At 65.3% G+C, this 17,383-nt stretch carries 18 protein-coding genes; 11 read left to right on the top strand and 7 right to left on the bottom strand.

Annotated elements, in window-relative coordinates; genetic code table 11:
• Nucleotides 1-45 precede the first annotated feature (45 nt).
• The 11 genes from RBT54_RS01930 (at nt 46) to RBT54_RS01980 (ending at nt 9,947) form a co-directional block, all read left to right on the top strand.
• The gene (locus RBT54_RS01930; protein WP_320363559.1) at nt 46-402 is read left to right on the top strand and encodes a metalloregulator ArsR/SmtB family transcription factor; all 357 of its coding nucleotides are present in this window, start codon (nt 46-48) and stop codon (nt 400-402) included.
• A 42-nt stretch (nt 403-444) separates the two neighbouring features.
• Nucleotides 445-1,782: a sulfite dehydrogenase gene (gene soxC / locus RBT54_RS01935; protein WP_320363561.1), complete on the top strand. Its 1,338-nt coding sequence runs from the start codon at nt 445-447 to the stop codon at nt 1,780-1,782.
• Entirely contained in the window at nt 1,766-2,842 is a 1,077-nt protein-coding gene (locus RBT54_RS01940) for a c-type cytochrome (protein WP_320363563.1), read from the top strand. The genes soxC and RBT54_RS01940 overlap by 17 nt, the downstream gene beginning before the upstream one ends.
• A gap of 22 nt (nt 2,843-2,864) precedes the next feature.
• Nucleotides 2,865-3,332: a thiosulfate oxidation carrier protein SoxY gene (gene soxY / locus RBT54_RS01945; RefSeq protein WP_320363565.1), complete on the top strand. Its 468-nt coding sequence runs from the start codon at nt 2,865-2,867 to the stop codon at nt 3,330-3,332.
• Between the two features lie 30 nt (nt 3,333-3,362).
• Nucleotides 3,363-3,674 (top strand): thiosulfate oxidation carrier complex protein SoxZ, encoded by a 312-nt coding sequence (gene soxZ / locus RBT54_RS01950; RefSeq protein WP_320363566.1) that lies wholly within the window; start codon nt 3,363-3,365, stop codon nt 3,672-3,674.
• A 109-nt stretch (nt 3,675-3,783) separates the two neighbouring features.
• Nucleotides 3,784-4,587, top strand: a complete 804-nt coding sequence (gene soxA, locus RBT54_RS01955; RefSeq protein ID WP_320363567.1) for a sulfur oxidation c-type cytochrome SoxA — start codon at nt 3,784-3,786, stop codon at nt 4,585-4,587.
• Nucleotides 4,588-4,599: 12 nt separating this feature from the next.
• Nucleotides 4,600-5,199 carry a sulfur oxidation c-type cytochrome SoxX gene (gene soxX / locus RBT54_RS01960; RefSeq protein ID WP_320363568.1) on the top strand — a complete coding sequence of 200 codons (600 nt, stop codon included), beginning with the start codon at nt 4,600-4,602 and terminating at the stop codon, nt 5,197-5,199.
• A 122-nt stretch (nt 5,200-5,321) separates the two neighbouring features.
• A complete protein-coding gene (gene soxB, locus RBT54_RS01965; RefSeq protein ID WP_320363569.1) occupies nt 5,322-7,046 on the top strand; it encodes a thiosulfohydrolase SoxB in 1,725 nt (574 codons plus the stop codon).
• Between the two features lie 250 nt (nt 7,047-7,296).
• A complete protein-coding gene (locus RBT54_RS01970) occupies nt 7,297-7,551 on the top strand; it encodes a DUF4212 domain-containing protein (protein ID WP_320363650.1) in 255 nt (84 codons plus the stop codon).
• A gap of 7 nt (nt 7,552-7,558) precedes the next feature.
• Entirely contained in the window at nt 7,559-9,415 is a 1,857-nt protein-coding gene (locus RBT54_RS01975) for a sodium:solute symporter family protein (protein WP_320363570.1), read from the top strand.
• 148 nt (nt 9,416-9,563) lie between these two features.
• Complete coding sequence (locus RBT54_RS01980; RefSeq protein WP_320363571.1) at nt 9,564-9,947, top strand: hypothetical protein; 384 nt, start codon at nt 9,564-9,566, stop codon at nt 9,945-9,947.
• A 51-nt stretch (nt 9,948-9,998) separates the two neighbouring features.
• On the opposite strand, the gene RBT54_RS01985 is transcribed toward RBT54_RS01980, so the two are convergent.
• From RBT54_RS01985 to RBT54_RS02015, 7 genes are all read right to left on the bottom strand, one after another.
• Entirely contained in the window at nt 9,999-10,259 is a 261-nt protein-coding gene (locus RBT54_RS01985; RefSeq protein ID WP_320363572.1) for a DUF4212 domain-containing protein, read from the bottom strand.
• A gap of 54 nt (nt 10,260-10,313) precedes the next feature.
• Nucleotides 10,314-12,368, bottom strand: coding sequence for an elongation factor G (fusA, locus tag RBT54_RS01990; RefSeq protein WP_320363573.1), 2,055 nt, complete (start codon nt 12,366-12,368; stop codon nt 10,314-10,316).
• A 106-nt stretch (nt 12,369-12,474) separates the two neighbouring features.
• Nucleotides 12,475-14,100, bottom strand: a complete 1,626-nt coding sequence (locus RBT54_RS01995; RefSeq protein ID WP_320363574.1) for a hypothetical protein — start codon at nt 14,098-14,100, stop codon at nt 12,475-12,477.
• 42 nt (nt 14,101-14,142) lie between these two features.
• A complete protein-coding gene (locus RBT54_RS02000) occupies nt 14,143-14,877 on the bottom strand; it encodes an LrgB family protein (RefSeq protein WP_320363575.1) in 735 nt (244 codons plus the stop codon).
• On the bottom strand, nt 14,874-15,239 hold the full coding sequence (locus RBT54_RS02005; RefSeq protein WP_320363576.1) for a CidA/LrgA family protein: 366 nt from the start codon (nt 15,237-15,239) through the stop codon (nt 14,874-14,876). Before RBT54_RS02005 ends, RBT54_RS02000 begins: the two co-directional genes overlap by 4 nt.
• Before the next feature lie 122 nt (nt 15,240-15,361).
• Nucleotides 15,362-16,297 carry a nucleoside recognition family protein gene (locus tag RBT54_RS02010; protein ID WP_320363577.1) on the bottom strand — a complete coding sequence of 312 codons (936 nt, stop codon included), beginning with the start codon at nt 16,295-16,297 and terminating at the stop codon, nt 15,362-15,364.
• A 111-nt stretch (nt 16,298-16,408) separates the two neighbouring features.
• The gene (locus RBT54_RS02015; RefSeq protein WP_320363578.1) at nt 16,409-17,380 is read right to left on the bottom strand and encodes a DMT family transporter; all 972 of its coding nucleotides are present in this window, start codon (nt 17,378-17,380) and stop codon (nt 16,409-16,411) included.
• Nucleotides 17,381-17,383: the final 3 nt, after the last annotated feature.

Below are 17,383 nucleotides of genomic sequence, written 5' to 3' on the forward strand. Positions count from 1 at the left end.
TTAAATTTGATTCAAATCAAAAATGCAGGGATAGACAAGGCTGATATGGACGAGCTCGAGAAAGTATTCGAAAGCGCTGCCGAGTATTTCAGCCTGCTGTCCGAGCCGTCGCGGCTGAAGATCATGCACTGCCTGTGCGACGGCGAGCGCTCGGTGAATGAGGTGGTCGAGGCCTCCGGGCTGAATCAGGCCAATGCGTCAAGGCACCTCAACATGTTGTACCGCGCGGGGGTGGTAGGGCGGCGACGTGAGGGGGTGCAGGTGATGTACCGCCTGATCGACCCGAACTTCACCGAACTATGCAGGACCGTGTGTGTGCGCATCGTGTCCCGCGAGCATCTGAGCGCGCCGGAGACCGGGCTGCTCAAGCTCGATGACGACGATGGCGGTCGTGAAGGGTGATGTTTTTTATTGTGCTTTGGGAAGACAGAGGGGAGACAACGCATGGCGATGATTGATGCCCGGCCTGGCCGGGTCAGGCCTGCGCCGGAAAGCTTCCTGACCGACGAGCAGATCGCCTCGGTCAAGGATGGTCGGCGTGATTTTATGCGCAAGGCATTCATGGCAGCGTCGGTGGCCATGGCCGCGCCGGCGGTGGCGCGTGCAGCGGTGGAAGGCGATCCGGCGATCCTTGAGTTGCCGCAGTGGTCTACCACGCTCGGCTTGCCGGTCGCGGCCAACCCTTACGGCATGCCGTCGCAGTACGAGCGCGGCCTGCAGCGCCGTGAAAGTCCGGGTCTGACCCGTGTTGGTGGATCGTCGGTGGCGTTTACGCCGCTGCAGGGCCTGTTCGGCATCATCACGCCCTCGGGTCTGCATTTCGAGCGTCACCACCAGGGCTGGCACGATATCGATCCGTCCAGGCATCGCCTGATGATCAACGGCATGGTCAAGACCAATGCCGTGTTCACCATGGACGACATCATGCGACTGCCCTCGGTGTCGCGCATTCACTTCATCGAGTGCGGCGCCAACACCGGCATGGAGTGGGGCAACGTCGCGGTGCCGACCGTGCAGTACTCGCACGGCATGTTGTCCTGTTCCGAATTCACCGGTGTCCCGCTGAAGGACATCCTCGACATGTGCGGCGCTGACTACAAGAAGGGGCGCTTCGTGCTCGCCGAGGGCGCGGACGGTTCGTCGATGACGCGCACGATCCCGATGGAGCTCATCGAGTCGGGTGAGGTGCTGGTGGCCTATGGCATGAACGGCGAGATGCTGCGCCCCGAGAATGGCTATCCGCTGCGCCTGGTGGTGCCGGGCGTGCAGGGTGTGAGTTGGGTGAAGTGGCTGCGCCGTATCGAGGTGGGCGACAAGCCCTGGGGTGCCAAGGATGAGGCGGTGCATTACATGGACCTCATGCCTGACGGCCTGCACCGTCAATACACGTCCACCCAGGAGTGCAAGTCGGTCATCACCACGCCTTCGGGCGGCCAGTTGCTGCTCGACAAGGGCTTCTACAACATCTCGGGCATGGCCTGGTCGGGCCGCGGAAAGGTTACCCGCGTCGACGTGTCGACCGATGGTGGCATCAACTGGCGCCAGGCGCGTCTCGAGGCGCCGGTGCTGTCAAAGGCGGTCACCCGTTTCAACATCGACTGGGTGTGGGACGGCAAGCCCGCGATCCTGCAGTCGCGTGCGGTCGATGAGACCGGTTACGTGCAGCCCAGCTATGGCCAGTTGCGCGCGGCACGCGGCACCAAATCGATCTATCACAACAACGCCATCCAGTCCTGGAAGGTGGTCGAATCCGGGGAGGTGAGCAATGTCCAGGTTCTCTAAGGCGCTGATTGCGTTGCTCATCGCCGGTGCGAGCACCGCAGCGGTGGCGTGGGAAGGTCGCTTCGCCGGCATCGGTCGTGAGGCCACGCCCGCCGAGGTGAAGGCCTGGGACATCGATGTGCGTCCGGACTTCACCGGTCTGCCCAAGGGCCGCGGCAACGTCGACGACGGTATGACGCTGTGGGAGACACACTGCGCCAGTTGCCATGGCGTGTTCGGCGAGTCGAACGAGGTGTTCACGCCGCTCGTCGGCGGCACCACTCTGAAGGACATCGAGACCGGCCGGGTCGAGGCGCTGGTCTCCGGCTCCTTCCCGCAGCGCACGACGCTGATGAAGGTGCCGACGGTGTCGACGCTGTTCGATTACATCCAGCGCGCGATGCCGTGGACGGCGCCCAAGTCGCTCAATCCGGACGAGGTTTACGCGATCCTCGCCTACCTGCTCAACCTCGCGGAGGTCGTCCCGGCCGACTTCGAGCTGAGCGACGAAAACATCCGCGAGGTCCAGGAGCGCATGCCCAACCGCAACGGCATGACGACCGACCACGGCATGTGGCCGGGCGCATCGGAGGCCAAGGGTGGCATCGGCAACGGCGGCACGCCCGACGTCAAGAACGTGGCCTGCATGAAGGACTGCAAGAAGGAAGTCGTGATCGCCTCGGCGCTGCCCGACTACGCGCAGGACGCCCACGGCAACCTCGCCGAGCAGAATCGCCCGGTGGGCCAGACCCGCGGCAAGCCGACTGGTGCGCCTGCCGAAGGCAACGGGCCGGGTGCGGCCGCAGAACCGGCCGCAGGTGCCGCAGCGCTTGCGCTCGCCAATGCCAAGGGTTGCATGGCCTGCCACGGCGTCGCGAACAAGCTCGTCGGCCCCGGGTACAATGAAATTGCACAAAAGTATCAGGGTCAGCCGGATGCCGAAGCCAGGCTCGTCGCCAAGGTGAAGAGTGGCGGCCAGGGCGTCTGGGGGGCGGTGCCGATGCCGCCGCAAGGCCACGTCAAGGATGAGGAGCTCGCGCAACTCGTCAAGTGGATTCTGGAAGGCGCGAAAGCGCAGTAACACCTAAACAAGGAGAGACGGGATGAACCATCAACGCAGGGATACCCTGAAGGCCAGCGGTGGGCTGGGCGTGCTCGGTCTGCTGGCGGCAGCGGGCATCATCAAGCCGGAAATGGCGAACGCAGCCTGGAACCAGACTGCATTCGAGGCCAAGAACATGGATGCGGCGTTTGCGGCCTTCAATGCCGGCAAGCCGGCCGAGAGCGCCGATGTGGTGATCACCGCGCCGGACATCGCCGAGAACGGTGCCGTGGTGCCGGTGGGCGTGGTCAGCAAGCTGCCCAAGACCGAACAGATCGTGATCATGATCGAGAAGAACCCGAACATGGTCGCTGCCACCTTCACCCTGCCCGAAGGCACTGTTGCTGACGTGCAGACGCGTGTGAAGATGGGCCAGACCTCGGACGTCTATGCCGTGGTCAAGGCCGACGGCAAGTTCTACATGGCCAAGAAGGAAGTCAAGGTCACCCTCGGCGGCTGCGGCGGCTGATCCGGCAAACAGATCAAGGAGAGAAACACTATGGCAAGCCCGATGCGCATTCGCGCCGCAGCCAAGGATGGCGTCACCGAAGTCCGCGTGCTGATGTCCCACGTCATGGAAACCGGCCAGCGCAAGGATTCGGCCGGTGCCGTGATCCCGGCCCACTTCATCACCGAGTTGACCGCCAAGCACAACGACAAGGTCGTGCTCAGCGCCGAGTTCGGTCCGTCCGTGTCCACCAACCCCTACCTCGCCTTCAAGTTCAATGGTGGCGCCAAGGGCGACAAGCTCGCCGTGAGCTGGGTGGACAACAAGGGCGACACCCGAACCGACGAAGTACAGATCGCCTGAGGCCCGTCCCGCCTGGGTTGCAGACCCGGGCGGGATCGTGCAGAGGATGTGGGGGCTGCCCGCATCCCATGAAAGCAGGCATCAGGGAAGCGACCCTGGAGGAGAGAGAATGAAAAAACAACTACTGCTCACCGCGGTCAGTGCTGCGATTGCGCTGACAAGCCCGATGACGATGGCGGCGGACGACGAACTCAACTTCGACGCCTATCGGGAGATGCTCGCCGATGGCAACCCGGCCGAGCTTTACGAGATGGAAGGCGAAGAGTTGTGGCGCACCGCCCGCGGGCCCAAGAACGCCACGCTCGAGCAGTGCGACCTCGGACTCGGGGCGGGGGTCGTCGAGGGCGCCGCCGCACAGTTGCCGCGCTACTTCGAGGACACCGGCAAGGTCCAGGATCTGGAATCCCGGCTGATGCACTGCATGGAAACCCAGCAGGGCATCCCCTCCGCCGAGATCGTCAATGGCAAGTTCCTGCAGGGTGAGCGCGGCAAGGTCGCAGCGCTGGTGGCCTATGTGGTCACGCACTCGAAGGGCAAGCCGATCGCGGTCGACCTGTCACATCCCAAGGTGAAGGAGATGTACGACCTGGGCGAGCGCGCCTTCTACTACCGCACCGGCGCGATGGATTTCGCCTGCTCGTCCTGCCATAGCCAGGACGACAAGCGCATCCGCGCGACGCAACTGCCCAACATCACCAAGCCGGAAGGCGCGGCGGCGGGCTGGGGCTCATGGCCGGCGTACCGCGTGTCGAACTCGCAGTTCTGGACCATGCAGCATCGCCTGTGGGATTGCTTCCGCCAGCAGCGCACCGCTGAGCCGGTGTTCGCCTCCGACGTGACCATCGCGCTCTCGGTGTTCATGGCGGGCAAGGGCAATGGTGCCGAAGCCCAGTGGCCCGGCGTGAAGCGCTAAGGAGGACATGACATGAAGAAACTGATTTGTGCGCTCCCGCTCGCGCTCGCCGCATCGTTCGCCCAGGCCGACGAACTACAGGCCAAGGTCGAGCAGATGATGGTGAGTTCGTTCAAGGCCAATGGCATCGCTTCAATCGATCGCCAGAAGCAGGACGCGATCCAGAAGGCCTGTTCGAGCCTGACGCCACCCGACGCCGAGACCATGAAGCGGCTCGAGGCTGCCGAGATGGAAACGATCAAGTGGCCGTCCGACGGCAACTTCACCGGCGGCGACTGGAAGGAAGGCCAGAAGATCGCGGCCAGTGGCCGCGGCCTGACGTGGACCGACAAGACGCCCGACAACAACGGCGGAGGCTGCTACAACTGTCATGCGATGGACCCGAACGAGGTGTCCGAAGGCACGATCGGCGTCAGCCTCGAAGGCTACGCCAAACTGCGCGGCAACTCGGAAGAGATCGTCAAGTACACCTGGGGCAAGCTGTGGAACTCCAAGGCCTACAACGCATGCAGCGACATGCCGCGTAACGGCTACGGCGGCATCCTCACCGAAGCGCAGATTCGCCACGTGATGGCCTACCTGTTCGATCCGGCCTCACCGGTCAACCAGTAAGCGCCGATCGCGAACGGTACGGAGCAGGGTCCGTGGCCTCGGCCCCGGGCCCTTTTTTTTACCTCGAGCAAGGTGCGCGCGGGCTTGCGCGGTCGGCTCGAACCCTCTCAAAGGAATCATCCATGTCGATGAACCGTCGTGAATTCATGCAGATGCTCGCCGTGGCGGCGGCGGGCGGCATGACGCTGCATTCGAACTTTGCGCGCGCCGAGAAGGCCGCAGAGACGCTTTACGACCTGCCACCCTTCGGCAACGTCAGCTTGCTGCACATGACCGACTGCCACGCGCAACTGCTGCCAATCTACTTTCGCGAGCCCAACGTCAACCTTGGCGTGGGCAGCATGCTGGGGCAGGCGCCGCATATCGTCGGCAACGGCTTCCTCAAGCACTTCGGCATCAAGCCGGGCAGCATCGAGGCGCACGCCTTCACCTATCTCGATTTCGTCGAGGCGGCGAAGACCTACGGCAAGGTCGGCGGCTTCGCCCACCTGGCCACGCTGGTCAAGAACATGAAGGCGAGCCGTCCCGGTGCGCTGCTGCTCGACGGCGGCGACACCTGGCAGGGCTCGGGCACCGCGTTGTGGACCAACGCCCAGGACATGGTCGATGCGGCCAAGCTGCTCGGCGTGGACGTGATGACCCTGCACTGGGAGTCGACCTACGGCGCCGAGCGTGTCAAGGAGATCGAGGAGAAGGACTTCGCCGGCAAGATCGACATCGTTGCCCAGAACGTGAAGACCACCGACTTCGAGGATCCGGTCTTCAAGCCTTACGTCATCAAGAACATCAATGGCGTACCGGTGGCCATCGTCGGTCAGGCCTTCCCCTACACCCCCATCGCGAACCCGCGCTGGCAGACGCCCGACTGGAGCTTCGGCATCCGCGACGAGGACATGCAGCAGGCGGTGGATGCCGCGCGCGCCGACGGCGCCCAGGTGGTCGTGGTGCTGTCGCACAACGGCATGGATGTGGACCTGAAGATGGCGAGCCGTGTCACCGGTATCGACGCCATCTTCGGCGGCCACACCCACGACGGCATGCCGGCGCCCACCATCGTCGAGAACGCCGGCGGCAAGACGCTGGTGACCAACGCCGGCTCGAACGGCAAGTTCCTCGGGGTGATGGACTTCGACGTCAAGGACGGCAAGGTCGCCGATTTCCGCTACAAGCTGCTGCCGATCTTCTCCAATCTGTTGCCGGCCGACCCCGAGATGGCCGCGTTCATCGACAAGACGCGTGCGCCCTTCCTCGAGAAGCTCACCGAGAAGCTCGCCGTCACCGAGGGCCTGCTCTACCGCCGCGGCAACTTCAACGGATCGTGGGACCAGCTCATCGTCGACGCACTGATTGCCGAGAAGGACGCCGAGCTGGCCTTCTCACCCGGTTTCCGCTGGGGGACCTCGCTGCTGCCGGGCGACACCATCACCATGGAGCACCTGCTCGACCAGACGGCGATCACCTATCCGTGGACCACGCTCACCGAAATGAGCGGCGAGATGATCAAGACCGTGCTCGAGGACGTGGCCGACAACCTCTTCAACCCCGACCCCTACTACCAGCAGGGCGGCGACATGGTGCGCGTGGGTGGCCTGCAGTACACCTGCGACCCCAACGCGGCGATGGGCAAGCGCATCGACAACATGATGTTGAAGGGCAAGCGCATCGAGCCGAACAAGACCTACAAGGTTGCCGGCTGGGCGCCGGTGTCGGAAGAGGCGAAGGACTCCGGCCCCGCGGTGTGGGACGTGGTCGCCAACTACCTGCGCAGCCAGAAGGTGATCAGCCAGCGTTCGCTCAACCTGCCCACGCTCAAGGGCATGGAGGGCAACCCCGGCGTTGCAATCTGAACGCTGCGTGACGTCTTTGACGAAGCCCGCCGCCGTGAGTGGATCACGGCGGCGGGCTTCGTCGTGTCAGTAGGGGCCGCCCGCGGCGTACAGGACACGGCCTGAGTTCAATTTTTTTCAGCTTCCTGTAAGCTGCTGTAAGCGATAAGTAAGATTGATTTTTCTATAATTCGCTCACTGTTGCATGAGCCCGGAGCGTCCGTGCCTTGTTCATGCGACGGCTGTGTTTCACCCATAACGAGGAGACATGATGGAAAACAACAGTTCAGACTATTGGAAGACAGTGCTGAGCCTCCTTACCAAGATCATGATCATTTGGTTCTTGGTTTCTTTCGGAGCTGGCATCCTCTTCGCGCCCGCCCTCAACAGCATCTCGTTGGGTGGCTATCCGCTCGGGTTCTGGTTCGCCCACCAAGGTTCGATCTACATCTTCATCGCGCTGATTTTCTATTACGCGAAGAAGATGGGTGACATCGACCGCCAGTTCGACGTCCACGAGGAGTAAGCGGACCATGGATCTTCAGACAATCACCTATCTGGTGGTCGGCGCGTCGTTCGCGCTGTACATCGGCATCGCCATCTGGGCGCGCGCCGGCAGCACCAGCGAGTTCTATGCCGCGGGCGGCAGCGTTCACCCGGTTACCAACGGCATGGCCACTGCGGCCGACTGGATGTCGGCCGCGTCCTTCATCTCCATGGCCGGCCTGATTTCCAACATGGGTTACGGCGGCGGCCTGTTCCTGATGGGCTGGACCGGCGGCTACGTTCTGCTGGCGATGCTGCTGGCACCGTACCTGCGCAAGTTCGGCAAGTTCACCGTGCCGCAGTTCATCGGCGACCGCTTCTACTCGCAGACGGCATCGACCGTGGCGGTGGTGTGCCTGCTGACCGCGTCGCTGACCTACATCATCGGCCAGATGACCGGCGTCGGTGTGGCGTTCTCGCGCTTCCTCGGCGTGTCGAGCGAAACCGGTATCTACCTCGGTATGGCGATCGTGTTCATGTACGCGGTGTTCGGCGGCATGAAGGGCATTACCTACACCCAGGTGGCGCAGTACGTCGTGCTGATCTCGGCCTACCTGGTGCCGGCGATCTTCATCTCGCTGCAGCTCACCGGCAACCCGGTCCCGCAGCTGGGCCTGGGCTCCGACATCGTGGGGACCGAAACCTCGCTGCTGTCCAAGCTCGATCTCGTGGTCAAGGATCTCGGCTTCGACCAGTACACCACTGCGATGCCGGGCAGCATGCTCAACATGTTCATGTACACGCTGTCGCTGATGATCGGTACGGCAGGTCTGCCGCACGTCATCATGCGATTCTTCACCGTTCCGACGGTGAAGGACGCGCGTAGCTCGGCGGGTTGGGCACTGGTCTTCATCGCCCTGCTGTACACCACCGCCCCCGCTGTTGCCGCCATGGCCAAGCTGAACCTGCACGCCACGGTCAACAGCGCTGTCGGCCTCGAGACTGACGCTTCCGGGCGCATGGTCGTCAATTCCGAAGCGATTACCGCAAACCTCGACCCGTACGCTGCCGAGAACAGCCTGCAGTACGAGCAACGTCCGGAGTGGATGAAGCGTTGGGAAAAGACCGGCCTGCTCAAGTTCGAGGACAAGAACGGCGATGGTCGCATCCAGTACTACAACGACAAGACCAAGAACGCCGACGCGGCGGGCAAGGCTGAAGCTGCGGGCTGGAAGGGCAACGAGCTGACGGTGAACGCCGACATCATCGTGATGGCGAACCCGGAAATCGCGCTGCTGCCCAACTGGGTGATCGCGCTGGTTGCTGCGGGTGGTCTGGCTGCGGCGCTGTCGACCGCTGCCGGCCTGCTGATGGCGATCTCGTCCGCGGTGTCGCATGACCTGATCAAGGGTGTGTTCAACCCGAACATCAGCGACAAGAACGAACTGCTCGCAGGCAAGATCTCGATGGCGGTCGCCATCGTGATCGCGGGCTGGCTCGGTCTCAACCCGCCGGGCTTCGCCGCCGGTACGGTTGCGCTGGCCTTCGGTATCGCCGCCTCGTCGCTGTTCCCGGCGATCATGATGGGCATCTTTTCCAAGAAGATGAACCGCGAAGGCGCCATCGCCGGCATGCTGGCAGGCCTGTTCATCACCCTGTTCTACGTGTTTGCGCACAAGGGCATCTTCTTCATCAAGGGCACGGACTTCGTGCACCTGATCGGCGGCCCGAACAGCTTCTTCGGCATCACGCCGGAAGCCTTCGGTGCGGTCGGTGCAATGGTGAACTTCATCGTCGCCTACGCGGTCGATAAGGTGACCAAGGAGCCGCCCGAGCACATCCAGCACATGGTGGAATCCGTGCGTATCCCGCGCGGCTCGAAGCTGGTGGATGGCTCGCACTAAGCAGTAAGCGTCATTAACGGGCAGCGTCATCGGGCAGTTCCTGCCGGGTGACGCGACCGGGGGCCCCGCCGGCGGCATTGGCGGGGCTTTTCTTTTTGTGGCACCTTGCGGACTGGCGGGCATTCACCCGCGCGCAGCGGAGTAGCACATGATCTTCAATGCAAGCATCGCCCTGAACTGGATCCTCTTTCTCGCCCTGTTCCCGATCGCCTTCTTCTGGTTCCGGCGGGCGTGGCGCATCCTGTTCAGGCGTGATTTCTCGGAAGTGGCGCTCAAGGGCGGCATGCCGCCGGCCAATCCGGCACGTTTCGCACCCTACACGCTGGCGATCAATGCGATCGGCGGCATCGTGATCGTCTTCGTCATCTTCGGTGTGCTCACCGGTACGATGGATTTCGACGCCTGGACGGCGACGGCCGGGGTGACGATCTGGTTCAAGTTCTTTGCCGACTACATCCTCAGCCGCCACGCGCACCCGATCGTGCCCAAGCGCAAGAAGCTGGAAGAGACAGGGCCGACGGCGCCGAAGTGAGCGGTCTATGGCTCGGGGCGTGCGTTGCTTCTGAGCTTGCGCGCGGCCGGATCAGCGCCGGGTGTCTATCCGGAACTGGCGATCGAGACGGTTCATTGCGAACACGTAGATCACGATGATCACCAGATAGATCAGCAGGGAGCCCTGGGCAAACAGGTAGAAACCCAGCGGAAAACCCAGAAAACTCAGCGTGTTCAGTTCGTCGGCGAAATAGCCCCCGACAAAGGTCACGCCGAACCAGACGCTGAGCAGCGTCACGGTCAAGGTCAGGTTGCGGCGCCAGTAGGCGCGCTGGCGTTCATCGAGTTTCATCGGAGCTTGGCGCCGTTGTGGCCCGGCCCTGCAGGGCCGGACCCGCGACGGCGATCAGTGCGCGCCGTTGCCGTTGCCACCGCTGGCGTGGACACGAGTGAGCTCGGATTGTACGTCCGGCGGTGCTGGCTCGTGGCCACCGGCCTCGAGCACGAACTCGCTTTCGCCCGCGCAGATCGCCTTCAGCCGGCTCTCGAAGCCCTCGAGCGCGGCCATCGGCACGCGCGCCGAGATCAACGTCCATCCCGGTGCCGGACTGTCCGTCGCGGTCAGGCGGCCGCGCCGGCCGGCGAGCTCGGCACTCACCTCGCCGAACAGCGTATCGGCCACCTTCACCTGCACATCGAGCAACGGCTCGAGCACGATCGGATGCGCGGCCAGCACCGCTTCGATCAGCGCATGGCGTCCGGCGGTCACGAAGGAGACCTCGTTCGAGTCCACCGCGTGATGCTTGCCGTCGGTGATCACGACGCGGATGTCCTGGAGCGGAAAGCCGGCCAGTGCGCCCTCGCCGAGTGCCTGGCGCACGCCTTTTTCCACTGCAGGCATGAAGTTGGTCGGGATGGTGCCACCCTTGACCTCATCGGCAAGCTCGATGCCGGCGCCGCGCGGCAGCGGTTCCACGCGTAGCGCGACCTCGCCGAACTGGCCGGCGCCGCCGCTCTGCTTCTTGTGACGATAGCGCGCCTCGGCCACGACCGAGATCGTCTCGCGGTACGGAATGCTCGGGGTAGCGGTGTCGAGCTGCAGGTTCCAGCGTGCGGACAGCTCCTCGAGCACGATCTTGAGGTGTTGCTCGCCCAGCCCGCGCACGACGGTGCGACGGTTGCGCGCGTCGAAGCTCACCTCCAGACACGGATCTTCTTCCATCAGCCGCGCGAGCGCCTCGGACAGTTTCTGCTCATCGGCGGGCTTGCGCGTCATCAGCGCGAGGCCGAACACCGGCTGTGGGAAGACGGTGGGTGCGAGGTGGTAGAAGTCCTCGTCGTGCGAGTCGTGCAGCACTGCGTCGCGCTGGATTTCGTCCACGCGTGCCACGGCGCACAGGTCGCCGGGTACGGCCATCGTGGTTTCGATCGCGTTCTTGCCCTGCATGCGCAGCAGGTGGGCAACCTTGAAGGGCTTGCGGCCATCGCCGATGTAAAGCTGCGAGTTGGGTGTGACTTGGCCCTGGTGAACCCGGAACAAGCCGAGCTTGCCGCGATACGGGTCGTTGGCGATCTGGAACACATGGGCGACGACGTGGCGGTCGGCGTCGAGCACCACCTCGGCCGGCTCTGCCGCCGTGCCTTCGCCCTTGAGGAAGGCCGGCATGTTCGCTTCGGTGGGGTCGGGGGCGAGCTTGCCGAGAATGTCGAGCAGTTCGCTGATGCCCGCGCCGGTGCGCGCGGACACGAAGCAGACCGGCACCAGGTGGCCCTCGCGCAGGGCCTGTTCGAAGGGGGCGTGCAACTGCTTGGGGTCAAGCGATTCGCCCTGTTCGAGGTACTTCGCCATCAGCGCCTCGTCGAGCTCGACGATCTGGTCGACGATGGCGTCATGTGCGGCCGACACGCTCGAGAACGCGGTCGCAGCCGCGTTGTCGGGCTCGAAGAAGCAGTCGATGACGCGGCTGCCGTCGGGCGCGGGAAGGTTGATCGGCAGGCATTCGCGGCCGAACGTGGCGGCGATGGCATCCATCATGGTGGCAAGGTCGGCGGCGGCGTCGAGCTTGTTGATCACGATCATCCGGCATTTGCCCTTGGCCGCATCCATCATGCGACGCGTGCCGCTTTCGATGCCGGCTGCAGCGTTGATGACCACCGCGGCGGTATCGACCGCGGGGAGAGCGAGCACGGCGCGCCCGGACAGGTCGGGCAGGCCCGGGGTGTCGAGCAGGTTTATCCAGTGTCCGGCCCACTCCAGGTGCACCAGCGCGGCGTGCAGCGAGTGCCCCATCGCCTTTTCCTGCGGGTCGAAGTCGGCGACGGTGTCACCGCGTTCCACACTCCCGGCGGCGCCAATCTCGCCTGCGGCGGCGAGCAGGGCTTCGACCAGGGTGGTCTTGCCGCTGCCGGCGTGGCCGAGCAGGGCGAGGTTGCGGATGTCGTGTACCGAGCTGGGTGTCATGGTTTGCCTCGCTGAGGGTTGAATGGCCTCAAGTTTCCGCTTGCCTTTGCGCGATGGCAATGCGGCAGGTCAACTCCGCTGCCCGACGTCGGCGGGGTGCGTGCCGTCAGGCGCTGCGCAGCCCGGCCAGACGGGTAAACAGGATCGCCGCCAGCGGCAGCATGAGGGCGATCACGGTGACGGTGACGAGCAGCGCGCCGAGCTCGCCGTAGTCGGCCGGCGTGGTGACGGCGCCGCTGACCGCGTCCTTCACCTCGCGCGCGATCGTGTACATCTGGTTCAGGTACTTGGTGCCCAGCTGCGAGGCCGACAGCGCGAGGTTGGTGAACGAGGCCATCACCGCGAAAAAGGTCGCCTTCAGATGCGGCGGTGCCGAGTTGGCGATCCAGGCCAGCATCGGCACCATCGACACCTGGCCGAGCGGAGACTCGAGCGCGGTGTTGGCGATCGCGATGAAGCGCGCGTCGACCACGCCGCCGGTGTGCGCCGCGGTCCATTCGTGCAGGCCGTGGAACATGCCGATGATCGGCAGCGACAGCGCGGTGGTGGCGACGGTGAGGAAGATCACGATCTGCGCGATCGACTTCTCGGCCATGAAGCGGCGGAACAGGAACAGGCCGGCGAGCGTCAGCGCGCTGGTGATGAGGTCGAGCCGCGACAGGAAGCTCTGGTCGAAGCCGAGCTCGTCGATCATCCACCAGCTCGCGCCCGCGCCCGGGCCGGGCAGGGCGCGGAAGGCGAAGATGATGATCACCGTGCCGAGCAGGGTGCGCGCGGCCTCCGGCGAGAGCTCGCGCAGCAGGCGGCTGATCATGAAGCCGATGATGGTGAACGAGGCCGCGAAGATGATCTCCTGGCCGTACTCGATGCCCGAGAGCCCTACGGTGATGGTCAGCGCGACGAACACCGCGCTGCCGCCGAGGATCCACCAGTTGGGCGTGGCTTTCTCTTCCGGGTCGTGGAGCAGGCGGTCGATGTCGGCGCGGCTGCGCCCGAGCGCGGCCAGCCGCCTTGCCTCGCGGCGCTTGAGGATACCGCCGAGCAGCACGCCGCTCACCGACAGCAGCGGGATGATCAGCGCGAGCTCGTAGATGCGCAGGTAGATCGCAACCTTTTCGGGTTCCGGCAGCGCCTCCGAGCCCTGGAACATCACCACGTTGGCGAGCGAAACCAGCACCGTGCCGCCGATGATCGCCACCCGGCCGAGCATCTGCATGGTGGTGTGCATCAGGCGGATGGTCTCCGGTCCGATCGGCTCGCCGCGCGCGTCCAGTCGGGGCACGGCCTCGACCGTCATCGCGTCGGCTACCGCGTCCTGCATCACGTAGCCCACCGGCGACAGCAGCACCGACAGCACGAACCAGGCCTCGATCGGCATCACCGTACGCATCGCGTCCGGGCTGCCGATGAGCCCGATCATGATCAGCAGGCTGGCGGCGATCAGCGTGGCGCCGAGGTAGACCAGCCCCGCCTTGTGCCGCCAGAGCAGGTCGACCAGATGCCCGATCGGCATCTTCAGCGCCCACGGGATGCCCGCCCAGAAGCCGAGCGCGGCGAGGAAGGCGGCCGACAGGCCGAGGTAGTCCTTGACGAAGAAGGTGCCGACGATGCCGGTGAGGCCCGACACCCCCGCCGCGCAGTACACCATCAGCGGCGGCAGGTAGGAGAGCCGCATCTCGCGGCCGAGTTCGAGGAGGTTACGGTCGAACCAGCGGTACAGGGCGGTGAGCACGCGGGCGGCCTCGTGGTCGGATGGAAGAACGGCGCCGCGGGCTCAGCGCGCGAACAGGCGCTCGACCCAGGGCATGATCCACGGCAAAGACACCGCCGTGAGCAGACCGTTCAGCCCCATCGCCAGCGCGGCAAAGGCGCCCGCCTGTTCGCTGACCTGGAAGGCGCGCGCGGTGCCGATGCCGTGCGAGGCGATCCCGATCGCGAAGCCACGCACGGCGTGGTCGTCGATACGCAGCCAGCGGTTGATGCTGCGCGCGAACACCGCGCCAATGATGCCGGTGCTGATCACCAGCACCGCGGTCAGCGAGGGCAGGCCGCCGATGCGCTCGGCGACGCCCATCGCGATCGGGGTGGTGACGCTCTTGGGAGCAAGCGACATAAGCGATTCGCGGCTGCCGCCGAGCAGCGCGCCGATTCCCCAGGCCGAAAGTGCCGCGGTCAGCGAGCCGACCATGAGCGCGATCGTCAGGGGGCCCGCCATTGCCTTGAGCCGTGGCCATTGCGCGTGAAGCGGAATCGCAAGTGCGACCGTGGCCGGGCCAAGCAGGAAGTGAATGAATTGCGCGCCGTCGAAATAGGTCTGGTATGGCGTGCCGGTGATGAGCAACAGCCCGGCCAGGATGGCCACGCTGATCAGCACCGGGTTGGCTAGCGGGTGAAAGCCGGCGCGCTTGTAGATCCAGAACGCGAGCTGATAGGCAAGCAGCGTCAGCGTCAGCCCGAGCAGGGGCGAGGCCGACAGATAGACCCAGATCTCCTCGAGGTTCGGATTCATTGGCTGACCTCCGACTTCGGTCTGGCGCGCTTGTGGGTAAGCGCCTTGAGCACCAGCGCCGTCACCGCCAGTGCAAGGAAGGTGCTCAGGAACAGGGCGACCAGCAAGGGCAGCCACTCGGCGGCGATGCGGTCGCCGTAGAGCACGATGCCGGTGCCGGCCGGCACGAACAGCAGTGACAGATGCTGGAGCAACTGCCCGGAGGTCAGGCGCAGGTCCTCACCCGGTCCGCCCCGGATCATCAGGGTGAGAAAGAGCAGCGCCATGCCGATGACCGGGCCAGGAATCGGCAGCCCGAGGCTGCGCGCGATGACTTCGCCAATAAGCTGGAAAACCAGGAGCAGGGTGAGGGCTGCGATCATGTTCTCGGGCCGGTAGCACGCGTGCAGGGGCGCTGCACGGTTCGGTTGCGGTGTGGGCGTGGTGTGGCGTGGTCGATTCAGTGGGGTCGAAACCGCGGCGGTGAAAGCCGGGTGGCTCGAGCTTACAGCAGCCCGTGGCCCACGGTTCGCACCGCGATGCCGACCACGGCGCCGAGCGCCGCGGGTTTCCAGACGGCCGCGACGCGACGCCCGGCCGAGATCAGCACCGCAACGCCGGCGACGTCGAAAGGGTGGATCAGGAACCCGGCGCTGGCGTTGAGCGTGTCGATGGAGGTCGTCCCCGCCTTCAGCATCTCGTCCATCACCCCCATCATTGCGGTGCCGCCGGCGATGTACTTGGTCAGCGTGAGCAAGATCAGCGCGGGGTCGAGGTCGAAGGTGCGCAAGAGCGGGGTGAGCAGGCCGGTCAGGAGGTCGATGCCGCCACTTGCGCGCAGCGCCATCACGGCCACCAGCGCCAATACCAGCATCGGGATGGCGCCGACCGAGATCTTGAAAGCCTCGGCGCCAGCGCGGTTGATCACGTCGAGCACCCCTTTGGCGTCGTCGGCGACGCGGTGGTGCAAGGTCTCGTCCATCGTCGCTTCGACGCTCGACAGCCTGCGGCCGAAGAGGTGGTATGTCGCCGCAGCCGCCATCACTCCGCCCACGATTGAAAGCAGCAACGCCGGTCCGAACGCCAGGCCCATCGCCGCCATCGGGAAGGTGACGTTGGCCTGGGCCATCGCCATCACCATCGCCAGCGTCGCCGCGAGGTGGCGGTCGGAGGCGCCGCGGCTCTCCATCATCGTCAGCGTGGCCATCGGTGCGGCGAAGCTCACCAGGTTGATCTGCAACGCGGCAAACACGCCCAGCCCGGTGAGGCCGGCCGGGCGTAGCAGCGGCGCGAGGCGTGCGACCACCCAGTCGAGCACGCCACGGGCTTCGAGCAGGCGCATCAGCGACAGCATGACCACCATGATCGGCAGCAGCACGAAGAGCGAGAGCTCGACCGCCGAGCGGCCGGCCTGGAGGATGATCTGGGTCAGCTGGTCCATGAGTGGGAAACGATCACACGCGGGAAATGTTGCGACGCAAAAGAGCCCGCATGATATCGCGTACGCCGGATGCTGGCACCGGTGGTGGTCGTGGCGGATCGCCAGCGTGTCTCAACTGGCCGGCTGGCGCCGCGTACGGCGGAACACACGCACGCCGCCGATCACGCCGAGGATCAACAACGCGATGCCGGTAGCCTCGGCCAGCGTCGGCCAGCGGCCGTACCAGATGAAGGCGTAGAGCAGGGCGGCGAGCGTCTCGAACACGATCAACTGGCCGACGAGGGCGGCGGGCAGCAGGTGGCTGGCCCGGTTCCACAGCAGCGTGCCGAGCCAGGACGCGGCCAGACCGAGCAGCAGGCTCATCAGCACGAAATGCAGTGGCCGCGGGCCGAGCGGCCACGCGAAGCCCGCGCCGCCGCCGGCGGTCAGGCTGTCCCACAGCCAGTAGCCGAGGCCGGCCGCGATCGCCAGCGGCAGTGTCGCCAGGCCCTGTGCGGTGGCCCATGCACGCGACAGGCCCGGTCCGCGCGCGCGCAGCCAGCGGCTGTTGCGAATCGGGTACCAGGTCCAGCATGCGAGCGCGCACAAGGCGAGGGCGAGACCGGCGAGGTAGTCGCCGCCGCCGCTCGCGTCGGCCTGCGCTGCGCTGTCGCTGTGCGCCACCAGCAGTCCGGCCAGGATCAGTGCGAGGGGCGCCACCAGGCGCAGCCAGGGCGCGCTGTCCTCGCCGCCGCCGCGACGGCGGTCGAGCAGGTTCGCGCTTACCGCGATCACGACCGGCAGCGTGCCGATGATCAGCGTCGGCACTGGCGCGCCGGCGAGCTGGATCGCGCTCGCCAGGGTGGCGTAATAGAAGAGGTTACCGATCAGGGCGAGCTTGGCGGCCTCGATCCAGTCGGCGCGGTCGAGGCGGGCCAGCGCCTTGCGGTCGAACCACGCGAGCCCGAGCGCCAGCACGCCGAAGGCCAGGTAGCGGCCGACGGCGAGCATGAAGCCGGGGTAGTCGTGCAGCACCAGGGGCGTCAGGAACACCAGCCCCCATAGCAAGCCGGCGCCGAGCGCGGCGGACAGGCCGGCGAACACGGG

Origin of the sequence: Thauera sp. (assembly GCF_034003485.1) — a bacterium.
Lineage (GTDB): Bacteria > Pseudomonadota > Gammaproteobacteria > Burkholderiales > Rhodocyclaceae > Thauera.

Bases quoted from the DNA above. Each gene is read 5' to 3' on its own strand.
- RBT54_RS01940 (WP_320363563.1), top strand. From the start codon at position 1,766: ATGTCCAGGTTCTCTAAGGCGCTGATTGCGTTGCTCATCGCCGGTGCG.
- RBT54_RS01985 (WP_320363572.1), bottom strand. From the start codon at position 10,259: ATGAAACTCGATGAACGCCAGCGCGCCTACTGGCGCCGCAACCTGACC.
- RBT54_RS02000 (WP_320363575.1), bottom strand. From the start codon at position 14,877: ATGAATCCGAACCTCGAGGAGATCTGGGTCTATCTGTCGGCCTCGCCC.
- RBT54_RS01930 (WP_320363559.1), top strand. From the start codon at position 46: ATGGACGAGCTCGAGAAAGTATTCGAAAGCGCTGCCGAGTATTTCAGC.
- soxC (WP_320363561.1), top strand. From the start codon at position 445: ATGGCGATGATTGATGCCCGGCCTGGCCGGGTCAGGCCTGCGCCGGAA.
- RBT54_RS01970 (WP_320363650.1), top strand. From the start codon at position 7,297: ATGGAAAACAACAGTTCAGACTATTGGAAGACAGTGCTGAGCCTCCTT.
- fusA (WP_320363573.1), bottom strand. From the start codon at position 12,368: ATGACACCCAGCTCGGTACACGACATCCGCAACCTCGCCCTGCTCGGC.
- soxA (WP_320363567.1), top strand. From the start codon at position 3,784: ATGAAAAAACAACTACTGCTCACCGCGGTCAGTGCTGCGATTGCGCTG.
- soxY (WP_320363565.1), top strand. From the start codon at position 2,865: ATGAACCATCAACGCAGGGATACCCTGAAGGCCAGCGGTGGGCTGGGC.
- RBT54_RS02010 (WP_320363577.1), bottom strand. From the start codon at position 16,297: ATGGACCAGCTGACCCAGATCATCCTCCAGGCCGGCCGCTCGGCGGTC.
- soxB (WP_320363569.1), top strand. From the start codon at position 5,322: ATGTCGATGAACCGTCGTGAATTCATGCAGATGCTCGCCGTGGCGGCG.
- RBT54_RS01980 (WP_320363571.1), top strand. From the start codon at position 9,564: ATGATCTTCAATGCAAGCATCGCCCTGAACTGGATCCTCTTTCTCGCC.
- RBT54_RS02005 (WP_320363576.1), bottom strand. From the start codon at position 15,239: ATGATCGCAGCCCTCACCCTGCTCCTGGTTTTCCAGCTTATTGGCGAA.
- soxX (WP_320363568.1), top strand. From the start codon at position 4,600: ATGAAGAAACTGATTTGTGCGCTCCCGCTCGCGCTCGCCGCATCGTTC.
- RBT54_RS01975 (WP_320363570.1), top strand. From the start codon at position 7,559: ATGGATCTTCAGACAATCACCTATCTGGTGGTCGGCGCGTCGTTCGCG.
- soxZ (WP_320363566.1), top strand. From the start codon at position 3,363: ATGGCAAGCCCGATGCGCATTCGCGCCGCAGCCAAGGATGGCGTCACC.